At 65.6% G+C, this 17,329-nt stretch carries 15 protein-coding genes; 4 read left to right on the plus strand and 11 right to left on the minus strand.

Annotated elements, in window-relative coordinates; genetic code table 11:
- Window positions 1-713: glucose-1-phosphate thymidylyltransferase RfbA (gene rfbA / locus NU688_RS16830; RefSeq protein WP_257861882.1), on the plus strand; the 713-nt coding region annotated here is incomplete at its 5' end.
- On the plus strand, window positions 710-1,258 hold the full coding sequence (gene rfbC / locus NU688_RS16835; RefSeq protein ID WP_257861883.1) for a dTDP-4-dehydrorhamnose 3,5-epimerase: 549 nt from the start codon (window positions 710-712) through the stop codon (window positions 1,256-1,258). The genes rfbA and rfbC, both read left to right, overlap by 4 nt.
- A gap of 9 nt (window positions 1,259-1,267) precedes the next feature.
- Here rfbC and NU688_RS16840 read toward each other — a convergent pair whose 3' ends face one another.
- The 11 genes from NU688_RS16840 to NU688_RS16890 all read right to left on the minus strand — a co-directional run bounded on the left by NU688_RS16840 (window position 1,268) and on the right by NU688_RS16890 (window position 13,818).
- Entirely contained in the window at window positions 1,268-2,296 is a 1,029-nt protein-coding gene (locus tag NU688_RS16840) for a glycosyltransferase family 2 protein (protein WP_257861884.1), read from the minus strand.
- Complete coding sequence (locus NU688_RS16845; protein WP_257861885.1) at window positions 2,293-2,670, minus strand: GtrA family protein; 378 nt, start codon at window positions 2,668-2,670, stop codon at window positions 2,293-2,295. Before NU688_RS16845 ends, NU688_RS16840 begins: the two co-directional genes overlap by 4 nt.
- A gap of 5 nt (window positions 2,671-2,675) precedes the next feature.
- Window positions 2,676-4,772 (minus strand): hypothetical protein, encoded by a 2,097-nt coding sequence (locus NU688_RS16850; protein ID WP_257861886.1) that lies wholly within the window; start codon window positions 4,770-4,772, stop codon window positions 2,676-2,678.
- Window positions 4,769-5,158, minus strand: coding sequence for a GtrA family protein (locus NU688_RS16855; RefSeq protein WP_257861887.1), 390 nt, complete (start codon window positions 5,156-5,158; stop codon window positions 4,769-4,771). The genes NU688_RS16850 and NU688_RS16855 overlap by 4 nt, the downstream gene beginning before the upstream one ends.
- Before the next feature lie 10 nt (window positions 5,159-5,168).
- A complete protein-coding gene (locus NU688_RS16860) occupies window positions 5,169-6,521 on the minus strand; it encodes an NAD(P)/FAD-dependent oxidoreductase (RefSeq protein ID WP_257861888.1) in 1,353 nt (450 codons plus the stop codon).
- On the minus strand, window positions 6,522-7,457 hold the full coding sequence (locus tag NU688_RS16865; RefSeq protein ID WP_257861889.1) for an NAD(P)-dependent oxidoreductase: 936 nt from the start codon (window positions 7,455-7,457) through the stop codon (window positions 6,522-6,524).
- A 37-nt stretch (window positions 7,458-7,494) separates the two neighbouring features.
- Window positions 7,495-8,241 (minus strand): SDR family oxidoreductase, encoded by a 747-nt coding sequence (locus tag NU688_RS16870; protein WP_308340311.1) that lies wholly within the window; start codon window positions 8,239-8,241, stop codon window positions 7,495-7,497.
- Entirely contained in the window at window positions 8,238-9,575 is a 1,338-nt protein-coding gene (locus NU688_RS16875) for an FAD-binding oxidoreductase (protein WP_257861890.1), read from the minus strand. The genes NU688_RS16870 and NU688_RS16875 overlap by 4 nt, the downstream gene beginning before the upstream one ends.
- Window positions 9,572-10,999, minus strand: a complete 1,428-nt coding sequence (locus NU688_RS16880; protein WP_257862406.1) for a UbiA family prenyltransferase — start codon at window positions 10,997-10,999, stop codon at window positions 9,572-9,574. Before NU688_RS16880 ends, NU688_RS16875 begins: the two co-directional genes overlap by 4 nt.
- A gap of 313 nt (window positions 11,000-11,312) precedes the next feature.
- Window positions 11,313-12,602, minus strand: coding sequence for an FkbM family methyltransferase (locus NU688_RS16885; RefSeq protein WP_257861891.1), 1,290 nt, complete (start codon window positions 12,600-12,602; stop codon window positions 11,313-11,315).
- A gap of 22 nt (window positions 12,603-12,624) precedes the next feature.
- Window positions 12,625-13,818 carry a hypothetical protein gene (locus tag NU688_RS16890; RefSeq protein ID WP_257861893.1) on the minus strand — a complete coding sequence of 398 codons (1,194 nt, stop codon included), beginning with the start codon at window positions 13,816-13,818 and terminating at the stop codon, window positions 12,625-12,627.
- On the opposite strand from NU688_RS16890, the gene NU688_RS16895 reads away from it, so the two are divergent.
- Both NU688_RS16895 and NU688_RS16900 read left to right on the plus strand, forming a co-directional pair.
- Window positions 13,795-14,196, plus strand: a complete 402-nt coding sequence (locus NU688_RS16895; RefSeq protein WP_257861894.1) for a hypothetical protein — start codon at window positions 13,795-13,797, stop codon at window positions 14,194-14,196. The genes NU688_RS16890 and NU688_RS16895 overlap by 24 nt on opposite strands.
- A gap of 509 nt (window positions 14,197-14,705) precedes the next feature.
- On the plus strand, window positions 14,706-17,327 hold the full coding sequence (locus tag NU688_RS16900) for a glycoside hydrolase family 99-like domain-containing protein (protein ID WP_257861896.1): 2,622 nt from the start codon (window positions 14,706-14,708) through the stop codon (window positions 17,325-17,327).
- Window positions 17,328-17,329: the final 2 nt, after the last annotated feature.

The raw sequence follows: 17,329 nt of genomic DNA on the forward strand, positions 1-17,329 counted from the left end.
AGGACACGCCGCGCTTCCAGCAGTTGCTGGGCGATGGCAGCCAGTGGGGCATCAACCTGCAGTACGCGGTGCAGCCGAGTCCGGACGGGCTGGCGCAGGCGTTCATCATTGGCGAGAAGTTCGTGGGCAATGACCCGAGCGCGCTGGTGCTGGGCGACAACATCTTCTATGGCCACGACTTCGCCCACCTGCTGGCCGATGCGGACGCCAAGACCTCGGGTGCGACGGTGTTCGCGTACCACGTGCATGACCCCGAGCGCTACGGCGTGGTGGCGTTCGATGCGCAGGGCAAGGCCAGCAGCATCGAAGAAAAACCGCTGAAGCCCAAGAGCAGCTATGCGGTCACGGGCCTCTACTTCTACGACAACCAGGTCGTCGACATCGCCAAGGCCGTCAAGCCCAGCGCCCGCGGCGAGCTCGAAATCACCGCGGTCAACCAGGCCTATCTCGACCTCGATCAGCTGAACGTGCAGATCATGCAGCGCGGCTATGCGTGGCTGGACACCGGCACGCACGAGAGCCTGCTCGAAGCCGGCCAATTCATCGCCACGCTGGAACATCGCCAGGGCCTGAAGATCGCCTGCCCCGAAGAGATCGCCTGGCGCAATGGGTTCATCGACCGCGAGCAGCTGGCACGGCTGGCGGCACCGCTGCAGAAGAACGGCTACGGCAAGTATCTGAACCATCTGCTGGCCGAGGAGGTGCGTTCGTGAAGGCCACACCGACCGCAATTCCTGAAGTGATCGTGATCGAACCGAAGGTGTTCGGCGACGCGCGAGGCTTCTTCTTCGAGAGCTTCAATCAGAAGGCCTTCGACGAGGCGATCGGCAAGCATGTCGACTTCGTGCAGGACAACCATTCGCGCTCGGCCAAGGGCGTGCTGCGCGGGCTGCACTATCAGATCCAACAGCCCCAAGGCAAGCTCGTGCGGGTCGTGCGCGGTGCGGTGTTCGACGTGGCCGTCGACATCCGCAAGTCGTCGCTGACCTTCGGCAAGTGGGTGGGTGTCGAGCTGAACGAAGACAACCACAAGCAGCTCTGGGTGCCCGCCGGGTTCGCGCACGGCTTCCTGGTGCTGAGCGAGACGGCGGAATTCCTCTACAAGACCACCGACTACTACGCGCCCGCCCACGAGCGCGCCATTGTCTGGAACGACCCGCAGCTCGCCATCGAATGGCCCGCGACCGGCGTCGAGCCGCAGCTGTCGGGCAAGGACGCCGTGGCGTCGTTGCTGGCGAACGCTTCGCTGTTCGACTGATCGATCCGGTCAGTGCGGCGCCTGCGGGCGCTGCGCTTCTTGTTGCGCGGCATCCGTCAGCGGCGGCAGCTGCGGGTGCAATGCCTGCGTGGGCTGGCTCGACACGTCGTAGTTGAGCCACGACAGCAGCAACTGGAACCCCAGAATGATCGGCAGCGCCGACGCCATCACGGTGCCGGCCGATGCCACGCCGCCGCTGAAGCGGTTCGAGAGCAGATGCTCGGCGCCATAGAGGATGCCGAACGCCAGCAGCGGCATCGCACACAGCAGCTCCAGCGAGGCGAGCGAAAAGTCCGAGACGAAATAGCGGTAGAGCACGCGCTTGAAGAAGTTGCGCGTGTTGCCTTTGAGGAACGGCGCGATCACCTTCGCCGGACTCAGGCTCGACGGTTCACCGTCGTAGGCTGCCTTCATCGGCATCTCGGAAACCACCGCCCGCAGCAGGTTCAGCCGGAACAGCATGTCGGACTCGAAGAAGTAGCGCTTCGCGATCTTGTCCGTGTCCAGTTCGGCCAGCACCCGGGTGTGGATCGCGGTGTATCCGTTGGTCGGATCGAACAGCTGCCAGTAGCCGCTGGACGCCTTGGTGATGAACGAGAGCGCGACGTTCCCGATGAGGCGAAGCGGCGGCATCGCGGCGACGCCGCCGGCGATATGGAAGCGGTTGCCTTTCACATAGTCCGCCTGCCCCGAAAGAATCGGGCTGCAAAGCTGCGGGATGCGTTCCGGTGCCATCTGTCCGTCGCCGTCGAGCTTGACGATGACCGATGCGCCCGCCTTCATCGCCGCGATGTAGCCGGTGATCACTGCGCCGCCCACGCCCTGGTTCTCGCTGTGGAAAAGCACGGTGACCCGCGGGTCGGTGCTGTGCGCTTGCACCGTCTGGCCGGTCTGGACCGGGCAGCAGTCGTCGACGACGAAGATCCAGCCGACCTCCGGACCGATGCGCCGGACCACGTCGAGGGCCAGCTCGCCCGACCGGTAGCACGGGATGACGACGGCGATGGCGGGTGAGGCGGCGTTCGGTGATGGCGTCATCGGTAGACCCAGGTCTTTGAAATGAAGAACGAGACGAACGCCAGCACCAGTTCGACCCCGAGCTTGGCCAGGAGCAGGTGAGGACCCGAGACATGGTGGCTCGCCAGCGTGACCAGCTCCGAGCTCACCAAAGTCAGCGCCAGCCACAGGATCAGCAGGCGGACGAAGCTCTTCTTCGACGTCGATGCCGTGTTGTCGGGCTGCCTGAACGTGATGGCGCCATTCAGCACGAACCCGAGCAGAAGCGCGAGGAACCTGGAGAGCGAGTTCGCGATCCACGGCGTGATCGACAGCTCGAGCAGCAGGTAGAAGATCAGCGTGTCGGCGAGGAGCTGCGTCACGCCGACCACGCCGAAGAGGATGAGTTGCCGCATGGCTTTCAGAACAGCCTGAGCCGGGCGCTCAGGTCACGGGTCTTGTAGAGCGCGTCGCCGGCGGCCGCGGGCCGGGGCTTGCACAGGCAATAGAGCGTGTGGGCCGGGCCTGCGAGAACGGGCTCGGCCTCGGCACGCAGCAGGGCACGCAGCGCGGGGCGATCGGCTGGATCGTTCTTCGCGAGCACGAAGCCGATGCCGTGCTGCGACAGAAGCTGCTTCCAGCGTTCGCCGGTGAGGTCGGCGTCCGCGTTGGCGCCCGCTGTCGAGAAGTAGGTGTCATACCAGCTCTCGGCAAAGGCGCGACCCACGAACGGTGCGGTGAAGGGTCGCTCCTTGTCGGCGAGGAAGACCGCCCTTGTATCGGCGGGATCCTTCAGCAGGTGCGCGGCGACGATGGCCTCGAAAGCGAAGGTGCGAAGAATCTGTTCGTTCGCATCGCCCTTCGACTTGTTGACCAGGGAGCGAAGCTGCCCTTCGAGCAGCTTTCCCCTCGGCAGGTAGATCGACGCCGGAATGAGCACCAGGTTGGCAAGGATCAGGACGACGGCGGCGCCCGTCGCGACCCTGGGTGCCAGATGCCGTTGCATCGCGAACAGCGCGATCGGGATCGACGCGACTAGCAGCGGCGCGATGTAGCGCAGGTACTGGATCGCCGCGAACATGCCCACGAGCGCGAGCAGCAGCCAGAGGGTCGTGCGGCGCAGCGCCGGCACGGCCAGCGTCGCGAGCAGCGGGATGCTAAGTGCCAGCACCGACAGCCCCGCGCCGCCGGCGTCGACCTCCTGGTACTTCTGCGTCGCGAACGTGAGGTCCCAGAGGCTGCGCCAGTTCAGGCCTTGCGACCAACGCATGTCGTGGAAATTTGCGACCGGGAAGAACGGCGACTTGAAGTAGGCGTTGAAGAGGGGCAGCAGCGGGTTGCCGGTGAGAAGCCAGGCGTAGACGTAGCTGGAGGCGCAGAAGACGAGAGCCATGGCCACGGCGGCCGCCAGCTTGCGCGGGTTGGCCTTCAGCAACGCGGGCGCGCAGACCAGAACCAGCGGCGCGATCACCAAGGCCTGCGATGCCTTCAGCGCCGCGAACAACCCGGCAAGGATCACGACCGCATAGATCGCGTTCGGGTCCTTGTCCCGGCAGATCCGCACGCAGAGGATCGCCAGCGCCAGCGTGAGGGGAACGAGCGCGTTCTCCACCTGCGCGGTTCCGAAGAGGCCGCTGATGTAGGGCTGGCTCGCATAGAGCGCGATGCTCAGCCACTTCCACTTGTCGTTCAGTCCGATGAGCGCGCCGAACCGCCAGAGCGCGCAGCAGGCGAGCCAGGACCAACCGATGTTGACCGCCCCGCGGGACTCCGTGCCGGCCAGTACGCCCACCACCGCATGCACGATGTCGGAGGCCCAGGGCGCGACCGCCCAGATCTGGGTCGCCACGTCGAACCGGTAGAAGCCCAGGTGGATCAGCTGCGTCGGCAGCATCGAGTGGTAGGCCAGGTCGTCGTAGAAGACGTTCGGCCGCCACGCGACCGACAGCGAGGCGATGAGGACCACAAGCGCAAGGCTCGCCGCGGCTTTCGAGCCCGACAGGGCCTCGGCGCATCCTCGCCACGTTGTCGCCAGCACCTCGCGCGCCGCGCGGCGCTCCAGCCAGAGCAGCCCGACCAGCAGGACCGTGTAGATGAAGCGCGTGTGGATCTTGTAGGGAAGCGTCCAGCCGATCACGCCCGTCAGCACGAAGATGCCGATGAGCGTGGCCAGGAGCAGGTCGTCCACGCCGAAGCGCCGCGTGATCCTCTGCCCGACCACGGCGGAAGCAAGGAAGAAGGCCGGCATCGCGATGAAGGCGGACACCTCGACGAATTGGACGGAAAGGATGACGAAGACCGCCAGCAGAAGCACCGCGGGATTCGTGCGCCGCCATGCGCCGGCGAGGGCGACGCCGCAAAGCGCCAGTGCGAACAGCAGGTAGGGCTTCGCGTCCTTCAGCGTCTGGGTGGTGGCAATGTCGGATGCGGCCAGCCCGGCGGCGAGGCAGAGAAAGACCCCGACGCAGGCAACGACCGGCCAGAAGGAGCGTCTGGTTTCGGTGGGGCCGAGGTTCATTTGAACGTCAGCATCCGGTGTCCGAAATAGCTCGTGACCGCGGGGACCAGTACGCCCACCAGGTGCGCGATGGCCTCTGCATGGCGCTGGATGCCGAAGGCGGGAAACACCCAGTGCACCAGCACCAGGCTGATGGCGAGCGTCTGCAGCACGGCGAAGACATTCACGACGACGAACTTCGCGACCTGCGCGCGCAGGTCGCCGGCCTTGGCGTCGAAGACGTGGTGCCGCATGAGCGCGAACGCGACGACCATGCCCACCAGGTAGGCCAGCACGATCGCGGTGCTGTAGCCGAGCCAGATGCTGAACACGAAGCGCGATCCGTAGTTGGCCGCCGCCGCGATGCCGCCGGCGACGAGGAAGCGCAGGAACTGGGGAATCACCACGGCATGTTTCTCATGCGGCGCTGGTGGTCGGCAGCGTGTCGAGCGCTGCGGAGGTCGCCAGCTGGCGACCGAACCCGATGCTCTCCGAAATGCCGCGGTCCTCGGGGTAGTAGTACGACGTGTCGGCCACCCACAGGCCCTTCACCGGCAGTGCGGCCGGCGGCAAGTGGTCGAGGTAGCCGGGGTCGCAGATCGGCTGCGCGTAGCGGTAGCGGCTCGCGCGCATGTCGACGAAATCGTCCGCCGTGAGGCTCGGGTTGATCTTCATGCAGTAGGCGCGCACCTTGGCCAGGAACACCTCGTCCGCGTCCTGGAACTTCGGGTGCTCGCCCGGCATGTAGAACGGCACGTACAGCACATGCGGGCTCAGCGGCCGCAGGTTGCTGTATTCCACGAGGCCCGGGATGTCCATCTCGGGGTCGTTGATGTTGAGCCAGAAATTCTCGGTCAGCGGCTTGCGCAGCTTGGCGATCACGCAGACCACCGCGATGTTCTTCAGCGCCGCGAAGGACGCGAGCACATCGGGCGGCAGGTCCGGCATGAGGCGCGGCACGTAGGGCAGCGGCACCGTGCTGATCACCTTGTCGAAGGCTTCCATGCCAGCCGCGGTCTGCACGCCCTTGACCGCGCCCGCTTCGATCACGACCTTCGAGGCCGGCGACGACAGGCGAATCTCGCCGCCCCTGCTTTCGATGGCGTTCTTCATCGCATTGAGCAGCGTCTGCGAGCCGCCCTCCAGGTAGCCCAGCTTCTCCTTGAAGAGGCTGTAGCGCGAGCGCCCGATGCGCCGGATGCGGCTCCAGATCCAGGCGGCCGAGAGGTTCGAGCTGTAGTCGTAGAACTTGTAGTCGAAGAGACGCCGCCAGAGCACCTCGTACGCCTCGGCACCGACCCAGCGCTTGATCCAGTCCGTGGCATCGACGCGGTCCAGCGGCTTCCAGTCGTTGCGCTTGGTGGAGAGAAAGGCATGCAGGCCGTAGCGGAACTTGGCGACGAGGCCCAGGCCCTTGAAACGCAGCAGCGCCACCGGGTTGCCCCAGGCTTGCAGGCGGTTCTGGTACCAGTAGCCCATCTTCGTGGCGACCCAGTTCATCTTCGAGCCCAGGCCCAGTTCGTCCAGCACCTGCAGGAAGGCCGCATCGGAGATGCAATGGAAGTGGTAGTAGCGCTCGATCTGCAACCCGCTGAAGTCGAACGCGGCCGTCATGCCGCCCACGCGGTCGTCGGCCTCGAAGACCACCGGACGGTGGCCTTCGAGCGTCAGTTGATAAGCCACGGCCAGGCCCATGGGGCCGGCGCCGAGTACCGCGATGCGCTGGGATGGCGTGGCTGTAGTGGAGGTCGAAGTGGAGGGCGCTGTCATTCAGAACTCCAGCGCAACCTGGCTGTAGACCGGGTGGTTGAAGGTTTCCTTGACGGCTTCGGCGAAGGGTGTGCTACGCACGCCGAAAATGCCGGGCCAGTCGATGACCTCGAACTCGTCGCGCGCCACCAGTGCCTGCAGCTGCTGCGTGGTGAAGGGCGGGTTGCGGTCGAACAGCGACCACACCCACAGCAGCGCATAGAAGAGGCCGTAGGGAATCTTCACGATGTGCGCCTTGGCCTTGGTCACACGCTTGATCTCGCGAATGATGTCGATGTAGTCGACCTGCTCATGGCCGGTGATGTTGAAGATGCCGGTGCGCACGTCGTTCTCGATGCAGCTGATGATCACGTTGCAGAAGTCGCCCACGTACAGCGGCTGGCGCATGAACTTGCCGTTGCCGGGAATCGGGAACACGGGCACGCGCGCCATGAAGCGCGACAGCCAGCCCAGGTGCTTTCGGTCGAACCAGCCGAACATCAGCGTCGGCCGCAGGATCGGGCATTCGATGCCGCTCTCCAGCACGATGCGCTCCTGCGCCTTCTTGCTGCGCGTGTAGAAATCGTCCGCCACCGACTCCACCACCGACGAGCTGATGTGGACCAGCTGCGGGATCTTGTTCTTGCGGATTTCCTCGAGGATGAGCTGGGTCGAGGAGACGTTGTTGTCCTCGAACTCCTGGTAGTCGATGCCGCCGATCTGGGCCTGCAGCATCACCACGGTGTGCGCGCCTTCGAAGTGCCGCTGCCAGGTGCCGGGCCTGGCGAGGTCGGCCTGCTCCACGGTGACGCCGTCCTGCGTCTTCTGGAGAACGGCGAGGTTGTGCACGTGCTTGTCGAGCACGACGATGTCCGTGTAGCCACGGGCCCGCAGGCGTGCCACCAGGTTCTGGCCCACGAGGCCGGCGCCGCCGGGCAGTACGATTTTCTTGTTCATGGCTTGTGCGTGATTTGTCTTGGGGGCGCGGTGCGCGTCAGAGGCTCAGGCGCTTGAAGATCTTCGTGGGGATGCTCTTGATGATCAGCATGATCCAGCGCCAGAACCAGCGCGTGTAGAGCACGTCGCTGCCGCGCGCCACCGCGCGCTGGATGTCCTGTGCCACCTGGTCGGCCGAGGCCGTCAATGCCCCCGGCAGTTCCAGGTGCGCCGTCATCGGCGTGGCCACGAAGCCCGGCTTGATGAGCAGCAGGTGCACGCCCTGCTTGAAGAGGTTCGCCCGCAGGCCCGATGCGCAATCTTCCACGGCGCCCTTGGCGGCGCCGTACACGTAGTTGGTCGGCCGGCCCCGGTCGCCGGCCACCGAGCCGATCACCGCCAGCGTGCCGTTGCCTTGTTTGCGGAAATGCTGCGCCAGCGCCAGCATGCAGACGACGGCGCTCTCGCCATTGAGGCGGAACTGCTCGACGGCATACGTGAGGTCTTCCTCGGCGCGCGCCTGGTCCGGGAGCGAGCCGTGCGCGATCAGCGCGATGTCCACCGTGCCGAGCTGCTGCCACGCGCTGGCAATCGTTGCGCCGGCTTGCGACACGTCGTGCGCGTCCCATGGCAGGACATGGACGCGCGCCGCGCCGCGCGCCGCGAGGTCGCTGGCGATGACGTCGAGCTTGGCGGTGTCCCTGCCCACGAGCACGAAGTTGCAATTCGATGCGGCATAGCGGCGCGCCACGGCTTCGGCAATGCCGGAGGTCGCGCCGATGAGGAGGATGTTCTTGATCGTCATGAGGTGGTGACCGGTTGGGTGACCCGCTGCCAGAAGCGGGATTGCAGATGGCGGTCGCGAAGCGCCTCGACGCGGGGCCACGCGGGATAGGCCTTCTGGAAATGGGCGGCGCCCATGTGCGCGTCCTTGGCCGGGTAGAGGCGCCCGCCGGCTTCGTCGACCAGCGCGTCGAGCCGGGCGAATAGGGTGGCGTTGGCGGCCTCGCGCTGGGCGAAGTCGAGTGCGAGCGACACGCCTTCCAGCGGGAAGGAGAGCAGGCCCGGCGAGCGGATCTCGCCGCAGCGCTTGAGCACCGCCAGGAAGGAGCCGCTGCCGCTGCGCGCGATCTCCGAGAGCATCGCGCGGATCGCGTCGCGGGCGTTCGCGTGGGGGATCACGCACTGGTACTGCTGGAAGCCGCCGCGTCCGTACATGCGGTTCCAGTGCAGCAGCCCGTCCAGCGGATAGAAGAAGGGGTCGTAGCCGACGACCGACGTCACGCGCGTGGTCTGCTGGCGGTGGTAGTAGAGGGCGTTGAAGGCCTTGAGCGTCAGCCCATTGACCAGCGAGAAGGGCGGGTCCACCGGCATGCTCTTAGGCCGCGGCGCCGCGATCTGCAGCCGGCCGTCGGTCGCGTGGTTGCCGACGATGTAGTGGCCCCGTCCCGCCTGCCGCCCCGTGGCCAGGCAGTCGACCCACGCGACCGCGTATTCGTGGCGCGCATCGAGCTCGTCGGACAGCGCGAAGAATTCGTCGAGGCCGCCGAACCTGATGGCGCACTGGTCCACATAGGCCGATGCGACGCGGCGCAACTGCAGCTCGACCGACAGCACGATGCCCGTGAGCCCGAGCCCGCCGATGGTCGCCTCGAACAGAGTGGCGTTCGCCTCGGGCGAGCACTCGACGATGCCTTCGTCGGTCCGCAGCAGCGACAGGCGCCTGACGTGGCGGCCGAAGGTGCCCGTGACGTGGTGGTTCTTGCCGTGCACGTCGTTGGCGACCGCGCCGCCGAGCGTGACGAACTTGGTGCCGGGCGTGACGGGCAGGAACCAGCCGCGCGGCAGGGCCATGTCGATCAGCGCGCCGAGCGTCAGGCCCGGCTGGGCCACGATCGTGCCGGTGTCCCAGTCCGCCGAGATCACCCGGTCGAAGGCGGCCGTGGCGACCACGTGGTCCGACTCGGCCATGCACGAATCGCCGTAGCTGCGGCCCATGCCGAAAGCCAGGGTGCCGCCGGGGGCGGCCGCGAGCGCGGCGGCGACGGCCCCGCCGACCTCCGAAGGCCACTGGACAGGATGGACCGTTTGCGGGTGCTGCGGGTACCTTCCCCAGGACAGGCGAGTGCGCGGGTTCAAAGCGAAGCGAGGACGAAAGTGCCTGCGAACGCAAGGCCGATCAACTGGCTCACGCGGTCGCGCAGCGCGAAGACGATGGGGTCGTCGTTCATCTGGCCGCGGTGCGCGATCAGCCAGACCCGGCTCAGCCAGAACAGGAGCAGCGGGCAGGCCACCCACAGCAGCTTGGGATGCCCATAGAGGGTCAATGCGGCGGCGTCGTTGATGTAGAGCGCCAGCACCAGCACCGAGAGGTAACCCGAGGAACTGCCGAGCGACGCGAGCAGTTCGAAGTCCTGCAACTGGTAGCCGCGGCCGGGCACGGCGTCGCCCTTGCGCTGTTCCTTGGCGTCATAGAGCTCCGTGTAGCGCTTGACGAACGCAAGGCTCAGGAACATGAACATGCAGAACGCGAGGATCCAGAACGTCAGGGGCGCGAAGATGGCTGCCGCGCCGGCGACCACGCGCACCGTGTAGAGCATGGCCAGCGTGATCACGTCGAGCATCACCAGCCGCTTGATCCAGAGCGAGTAGCCCAGCGTGAGCACGTAGTACGCGCAAAGCACGAGCGCGAACCGCCACGGCAACGCCGCGAGCGCCACGCCGAACGCCACCACCAGCAGCGCCACCATCCAGACCATGGCATGCGTCATCGGGAAGGTCCCGGCCGCGAGGGGCCGGTTGCGCTTGGTGCGATGCTGCCGGTCGTCCTTCAGGTCGAGCAGGTCGTTCAGGATGTACACGCTCGAAGCGCACATGCCGAAGCAGACGAAGGCCAGCACGCCGTTGAGCATCAGGTCGAGGTTGGTGATCTGGTGCGTTGCCAGCAAGGGCACGAACACCAGCAGGTTCTTGGCCCACTGGTGCAGCCGGAGGGCTTTGCGCAGCACGCGCAGGTAGCTCGCGCGATCGTCGAACACCTGCCCCATGCGTCCGATGCGACGCGCGCGCGCGAGCACGCCGAACTCCGGATTCACCACGTGCACGACGTTCGCGGAACTCCACACGTTCAGGTCGGCCGACGAGTTGCCGACGTACTCGAAGCCCTGCTCGCCGTAGCGCGCGACCAGCGCCTTGCGCTTGTTGGCGGACGCGAGGTTCTGGTTCTCGGTGCCGAGGACTTCGTCGAAGAGGCCGAGATGGGCTGCGACGTCCCTGGCAAGGCGTGTTTCGGACGCCGTGGCCAGCACGAGGCGGGCGCCGGTTTTCTTCTGCGCCTCGAGCCATGCGACGAGCGGCTGGTTGTAGGGCAGCGTCTGGACGACGGGCGAGACCGCGTCGGCGATCCTCCGCTTGAAATAGGCCTTGCCCTTCAGGACCCAGAACAGGGCCTTCACGAAGAGCAGGGGGTGGTATCTCAGCAGCAGGAAAACGCTCTCGACCAGCAGGTCGGAGCGGATCAGCGTTCCGTCCAGGTCGACCGCGATGATTCTCTGCCCCGCCATCGTCTGGGAAGGGGGCGTGCCGATGTCGTCTTCCACGTGGGGCAAGGCGCTCATTGGATGACCTTCGTGCTTCGCACTGCGGTGCGAGCTTGCTTGGGATGGCCCGGCGCGGCGCTCATGGCAACAGGTCGGCCTTGGCGTCCGGGAGACGTCGCGACGGGTTGATCGGCCGTGGCTGTAGGACTGGAGGTGCAGCAACGGTACACATGTTCGCGAGGTGGATGCAGAAGCGGGGATTCTATTTGCATTGAACAGAGGGAAAGACGCCGCCCAGAGGCGTGAAACCGGGGCTCGCGCGGCCCAGCGCCCCGCGTCAACGGGGCCTGAAACGGGCCAGGACAGCGCGAAGCCGATGGCTCGCATACCGCAGCGGCGCGGTGAATCTCCACGAGCGACTCTCGCGGAGGGTCGTCAATGCGGCAAGGGTTGTTTCGCGCTGCGCCTTCAGTTCGTCGAGGCGTTCGCTTGTTCGCTCGAGCTCGCCGGCAGTGCTTGCCAGTTGACGGTTGACGCGTTCGCGCGCCGTGGACGCCTCCGCCAACTGCGCCTGCAGCGCATCGGCCTGGCGCTGCACCGCCTCTGCCGTGGCCTGCAGTGCCGTCGCCTGTGCCAGCTGCGCGGCCCGGGCTGCCCGCATTTCGGATTGGAGATCGGACACCTCGCTCTCGAGCTTCTGGCGAGCCTCCATCGCCGCCTTCGCCATCGGCGAGGGGTAGGCCAGGCCCGGCCCCTCTCTCCTGTTCGCGAGGCTCAGCACCTCCTGGGGGTACTGCGGCTTGTGCAGAAGCAGGGCGGCGATGTCGTCCGCGTTGTCGATGGGAAACACGCGCGGCGTGCCGGGAGGGAGTGCCCGACCCAGCGGCAGCAGCAGGAGATTGAGCTCCTTGCCGTCGTCGAAGATGTTCCGCGTCTCGCCGTTGAAGTTGCCCGGGTTGAACGCGTCGGTCAGATGACCGAGGCACTCGTAGCCGCTGGCCTTGCACCAGTCGAGGATCTTGAGGCCCGCGCTGATCGAATTGGCCTCGGCGAACACTGCGGGTTGGAAGGCTGCAATGGTTTCGCGCGCGCCGTCGAGCACCTGTCTTTCCATGCCCTCGACGTCGATCTTCAACAGCCCGACGGCCGACAGTGCGAGGCTGTCGACCGTCACGAGCGGCACTTCGTAGGCCGGGCCGGAGGCCGGCCCCGCGTCGTCGTCTTCGAGCGCAAGCCCCGCAAAGTTCGTCAGTGCACCCGGCGCGAGCCGGTGCAGTGCGATGGTGGCCGGCGCATCGGAGACGCCCCGCTGGTGCAGGCGGACGTTCGTGCGCCGGTTGTCCTGGACATTGCGCGACAGCAGGCCGAAGGCTTCGGCGCGCGGCTCGAACGCGATCACCGCGCCTTGCTCGCCCACCAGCGTGGAGAAGGCGAGCGTGTGCGTTCCGATGAAGGCGCCGATGTCCAGCACGGTGGCGCCCGGCGCGATGAAACGGGCGAGAAAGTCGATCTCGCGTTGCGCCCACTCGCCGTACAGCGCCAGCGACTCCGACACGATCGAATCCCGCCCGAGCAGGTGCATGCGGCCGTAGCGCGCGGTGACGGGGTGGGGTTCGCTGGTGTGCATGGAGGCCGGTGGTGCCGCGGGTTCAGTTCGACTCGGCGGGTTGTGCCTTGTAGAGCGGGCCGCCCACCCTGCGCAGCTTGGCGATTCCCTGCGCGACGGTGTCCTGGGTGTCCGGCGTGTCGACGAAGAAGTAGCTGCTGATCTTGCGCTTGGCCAGGGCCTCCGGCGCCTCCTGGGATCCGATGGCCAGCGTCGCGTTGGTGTAGGGAACATTGTTGTCGCGAACATCGTGGAAGCGGTAGATCGCGCCCCACCTGAAAGCGTGCCCATAGGCAACGAGCAGCACCGCCGCGAGCGCCCACCGTGCCAGGGACTTCTTTCCCGATTCCGTCACGATGATCCAGGAGAGCGGAACCAGGGCCACGACGAGGTAGCCGTAGTGCATTTCCAGCCCCGGCGACCATTCGCTGCTGCGCGAGCGTCCAAGCACGATCGAAACGAAAAGCATGGCGTACGCAAGAAGGGTGGCGTAGATCGCGACCTTCGCCATGTCGGCGTCGCCGCGGCGCAGGGCCGGGACCAGGTAGACCAGTGCGCGCACCAGCGCTGCGACGAAGAGCAGCGCACACAGGATGGGGCGCCAGTAGCCCTGCAGCCAGCCGTCCAGGATGAAGCTGGATTCGACGAGGTGGCGCCCCCACGACAGCATGCGCGTCGCGAGATCGGTCTGCTGCGCCGCGAGCGTCGTTCCCGAGGGCTGCCAGGTGAGGAAGATCGCCGCGTTCATCGCGAGCACGAGCGCGGGGCCCGCAACCATGGCGAATTGGGTTTTCCAGGCCCGTTGACGAAGCCCGAACACCAAGAGGGCCGCCGCGATCACCGTGGCGACGATGGCTCCGTTCATGCCGCAGAGGGCGCAAGCCCACAGGGCCACCATCGCTGCGATCAGAAAGGGCGTCGAGCGGGCGGTTTGCGACTTGATGAACAAATAGAGAAACAGGAAGCTGAGCGCAATGCACAAGCTGAACTGGGCCGAGAACGACCACAGGTAAAGGCCGAAGCCGAAGTTCAGAACCGTCAGCGGAATGACCAGATCGCCCCAGTGCGCCGAACCCCTGTGCAATCGCGCCGCGCCGGCCAGCGCCAGGGCGCCCGCGGTTGCCATGGCCGCATTGAACAACAGCAGGACCCGAAAATCGAACTTGCTCAGTTTCAGCAGGCCGTATTGAACGAGCTTGATGAGGGGGATGCGATGGTCGACGTGCTGCGCGATCACCCATTGAAAGAATTCTTTCCAACTTGCGCCGTAAATACCCGGGTAAGTCCAGTCATCCGACCACGGATGCGCGCGGGAAACCGGGAATATGAAAAGAACGAAAACAATGAATATGCCGACTGTGGCGATCTTTACAATTTTTGGCGTAAACCTGGGGTTCATCGAATAGTTCGCTGCTTTAAAGCGATTCCTGGGAGAAGCGTCGGATGGCCTGCGTTATACCTGAAGCTGAATCGCGGGCTCGCGCGCGAAGTGCCCTGCGGCATCGCCAGCGTGCCCATGGCATTTTCGTCGTTGACGGGACGTGCGTTGCCGGACGAAGGTCGGCGGCCGGCCTTCGGCGACGCCGCCCGAGCGGCAAAAATCGGGCTGCTATGATCGTCAACGACCGTTGCCTCGCCCCGTTGTACGCGGGTTGTCGACCATCGTTGCGGTCGCGTGACAGGGGAGCGTGTGCGGCGCATTGCGGTGAGATCCTGTATGGATGAATCAGGCCGTGCCATTTGGAGTGAATTGATTTGCTGAATTCAGTTTCGATTCGCATAGGCGAATTTACAAGTTCCGTCAATCTGGCAGCTCTTTTGATTCCAAGATCCAACCCCGGAATTCGCTGCAATCAAGCGATTTGAATGAGTCCGGGAAATTTCATTCAGCCGAAAATAAATGCCGCACCCGAAGCGCGGCATTCAATAAGTACAGTCGCCTATCTGAATTCCACTGCGCATAATTTGCCGAGCTGCAAAAAACGGCCCGCAGGCTGAAGAAACATGAACAAAAATCCAATTCATTGGTATCGCCGCTTGAAATCAATTGCCGGCCGTGCAGTCAATCGGGCGACCAGAGGGCGCATTTCATTCGGCGAGAAAACATTGCCGGAGCCGCATCCCTTGTTCGATGCGGATTGGTACGCAAAGCGCAATCCGGACATCGTGAAAGCCGGCTTGAACCCGATGCGGCACTTCATGCGCTTCGGCTGGAAGGAAGGACGCAACCCCCATCCGCTGTTCGATGTGGCGTGGTACCTGGAGCGGAATCCGGACGTGGCGAAGGTCGGCTGGAACCCGCTCGTCCACTACGTGGACCTCGGCTGGAAGGAAGGCCGGGACCCCCATCCGCTGTTCAACACGACCTGGTACCTGGACCAGTACCTCGACGTGAAGACGGCGGGCCTCGATCCGCTGCTGCACTACGTGCTGTTCGGTGCGCCCGAGCACCGGATGCCCCACCCGAGCTTCGACTCGGAGTGGTACTGCGCAGCCTACGGAGATGTCGGCGACGCTGCCGATCCGCTGGCCCATTTCCTGGCGCACCGGCACGATGCCCTCCGGAATCCTTCCTCTGCGATCGACCTGGTCGAGCATGCGCGCAAGTACCCGGCCGCCGGGGCCGACAAGGTGCATGAGCTTGCGCACTTTCTGGTCCAGGAAAGCTCGTACGCCCTGGACAGCGATTTCGCCGAGGCGTTTGCCAAGGACGGCATTCCGCGCGCCCGCATGCATGAAGGCCTCGCGCGCGTCGCGAACGGGAAGTGGGAGTGGTCCCGCTACGGCGCGATGCGGGCGCGGCTCGCGCAGGCCGAGCAGCGGCGCGCGGAGCGATACCCGCGCGTCGAGACCCCGGTGTCCGCGGTCTGCAAGGACGCCGCGAGCGAACCCGCCGCGCCCCTCGCGATCCCGGCGTTCGAGCAACCGCTCGTCTCGATCGTGATTCCGGTCTACAACAAGGTGGCATTGACCCGCTCTTGCCTGAAGACCATCGTCGAAAGCAACTGCCGCACGTCCTACGAAGTGATCGTGGCCGACGATGCGTCGGTCGATCCGGATTGCTTCGAGCTGGCCAACGTCTCCGGCCTCACGTTCCTGCGCTCGGAAAAAAACCTGGGGTTCGGCGGCAACTGCAACCGGGCTGCGGCCACGGCGCGCGGCAAGTTCGTGCTGTTTTTGAACAACGACACGCTGGTGCAGGAAGGCTTCCTCGATGCCATGGTGGCGGCGCACGAGCAGGGCGTCGGCATCGTGGGCCCGCAGGTGCTGTATCCGTCCGGCGTGTTGCAGGAGGCCGGTGGCCGCATCCGCGTGGACTGTTCCGCGGCGCTCGTCGGACACGGCGCCAGCCCCGAGGATCCACGGTTCAACTATCGCCGCGACGTGGAGTACATCTCCGGTGCGTGCCTCCTGATCGAGCGGGCGCTGTTCGACGAACTGGGCGGCTTCGATCCGCTGTTCCATCCGGCCTACTACGAGGACGTGGACCTGTGCTTTCGCGTGCGCACGCGCGGCCTTCGCGTGGTCTACGAACCGACGGCGCGCATCGTGCACCTGATGAGCGAGACGATGTCGTCGCTGGCGCCGGCCTACAAGCACGGGCAGTCGGCGCGCAGCGCGCAGAACTTCGCCGAGCGCTGGCAGGCCCAGCTGGAGGCCGACAACGCGGTGAAGGCCATCGCCTTCTACCTGCCGCAGTACCACACGGTTCCGGAGAACGACCTGTGGTGGGCGCCGGGCTTCACCGAGTGGACCAACGTGTCCAAGGCCAAGCCCAACTACCCTGGGCACGACCAGCCGCGCCTGCCGGCCGATCTCGGGCATTACGACCTCACGAATCCGAAGAGCATCCGCAAGCAGATCGAGCTGGCCATGCAATACGGGTTGCACGGCTTCTGCTTCTACTACTACTGGTTCAACGGCCGCCGCATCCTCGAGGCGCCGCTGGAGCTGTACCTGGAGGACAAGTCGCTCGACTTCCCGTTCTGCCTGTGCTGGGCCAACGAGAACTGGAGCCGGCGCTGGGATGGCCGCGATCACGACCTGCTGCTCAAGCAGGAATACTCGACCGAGGACGACAAGGCCATCATCCACGACCTCATGCGGTTCATGCGCGACGCGCGCTACATCCGCATCGAGGGCAAGCCGCTGGTGATCGTCTACCGCTGGGACCTGCTGCCTTCGATCGCGGACACGGTGAAGGTCTGGCGCGAGGAGTGCCGCAACGCCGGCATCGGCGAGATCTTCGTGGCGAGCGTCGATTCGTTCGACCTGGCCTGGAAGCTCAAGAACGCGGCCGACCACGGGCTGGACGCGAGCATCGGTTTCCCGCCCCACAACATGGGCTCGCCCGTTCCCAAGAAGCCTTCGGCGGTCAGCCCGAGCTTCACCGGAACCATCGACGACTACGAGACGGTGGGCACGCGCTATGCGACCGAACTGCCGCTGCGGCCGCACACCCACTTCCCGGGCGTGCTGCCGGGATGGGACAACACGCCGCGCCGCCAGGACGCGCCCTACATCCTGGACAATCCCAGCCCCGGCGCGTTCCGTGCCTGGCTGGAGCACGCGCTGGAGTTCTCGCGCGACTTCAACGTGCCGGAGCGCCGGATGGTCTTCATCAACGCCTGGAACGAGTGGGGAGAGGGCGCCTACCTGGAGCCCGACCAGCGCTACGGCCATGCCTACCTGACCGCGCTGCGGGATGCGCTCGAATCACACAAGTACCAGAAGAGAAACGGCTGAGC

The sequence above is a fragment of the Variovorax sp. ZS18.2.2 genome (assembly GCF_024701975.1).
Classification (GTDB): Bacteria; Pseudomonadota; Gammaproteobacteria; order Burkholderiales; family Burkholderiaceae_C; genus Variovorax.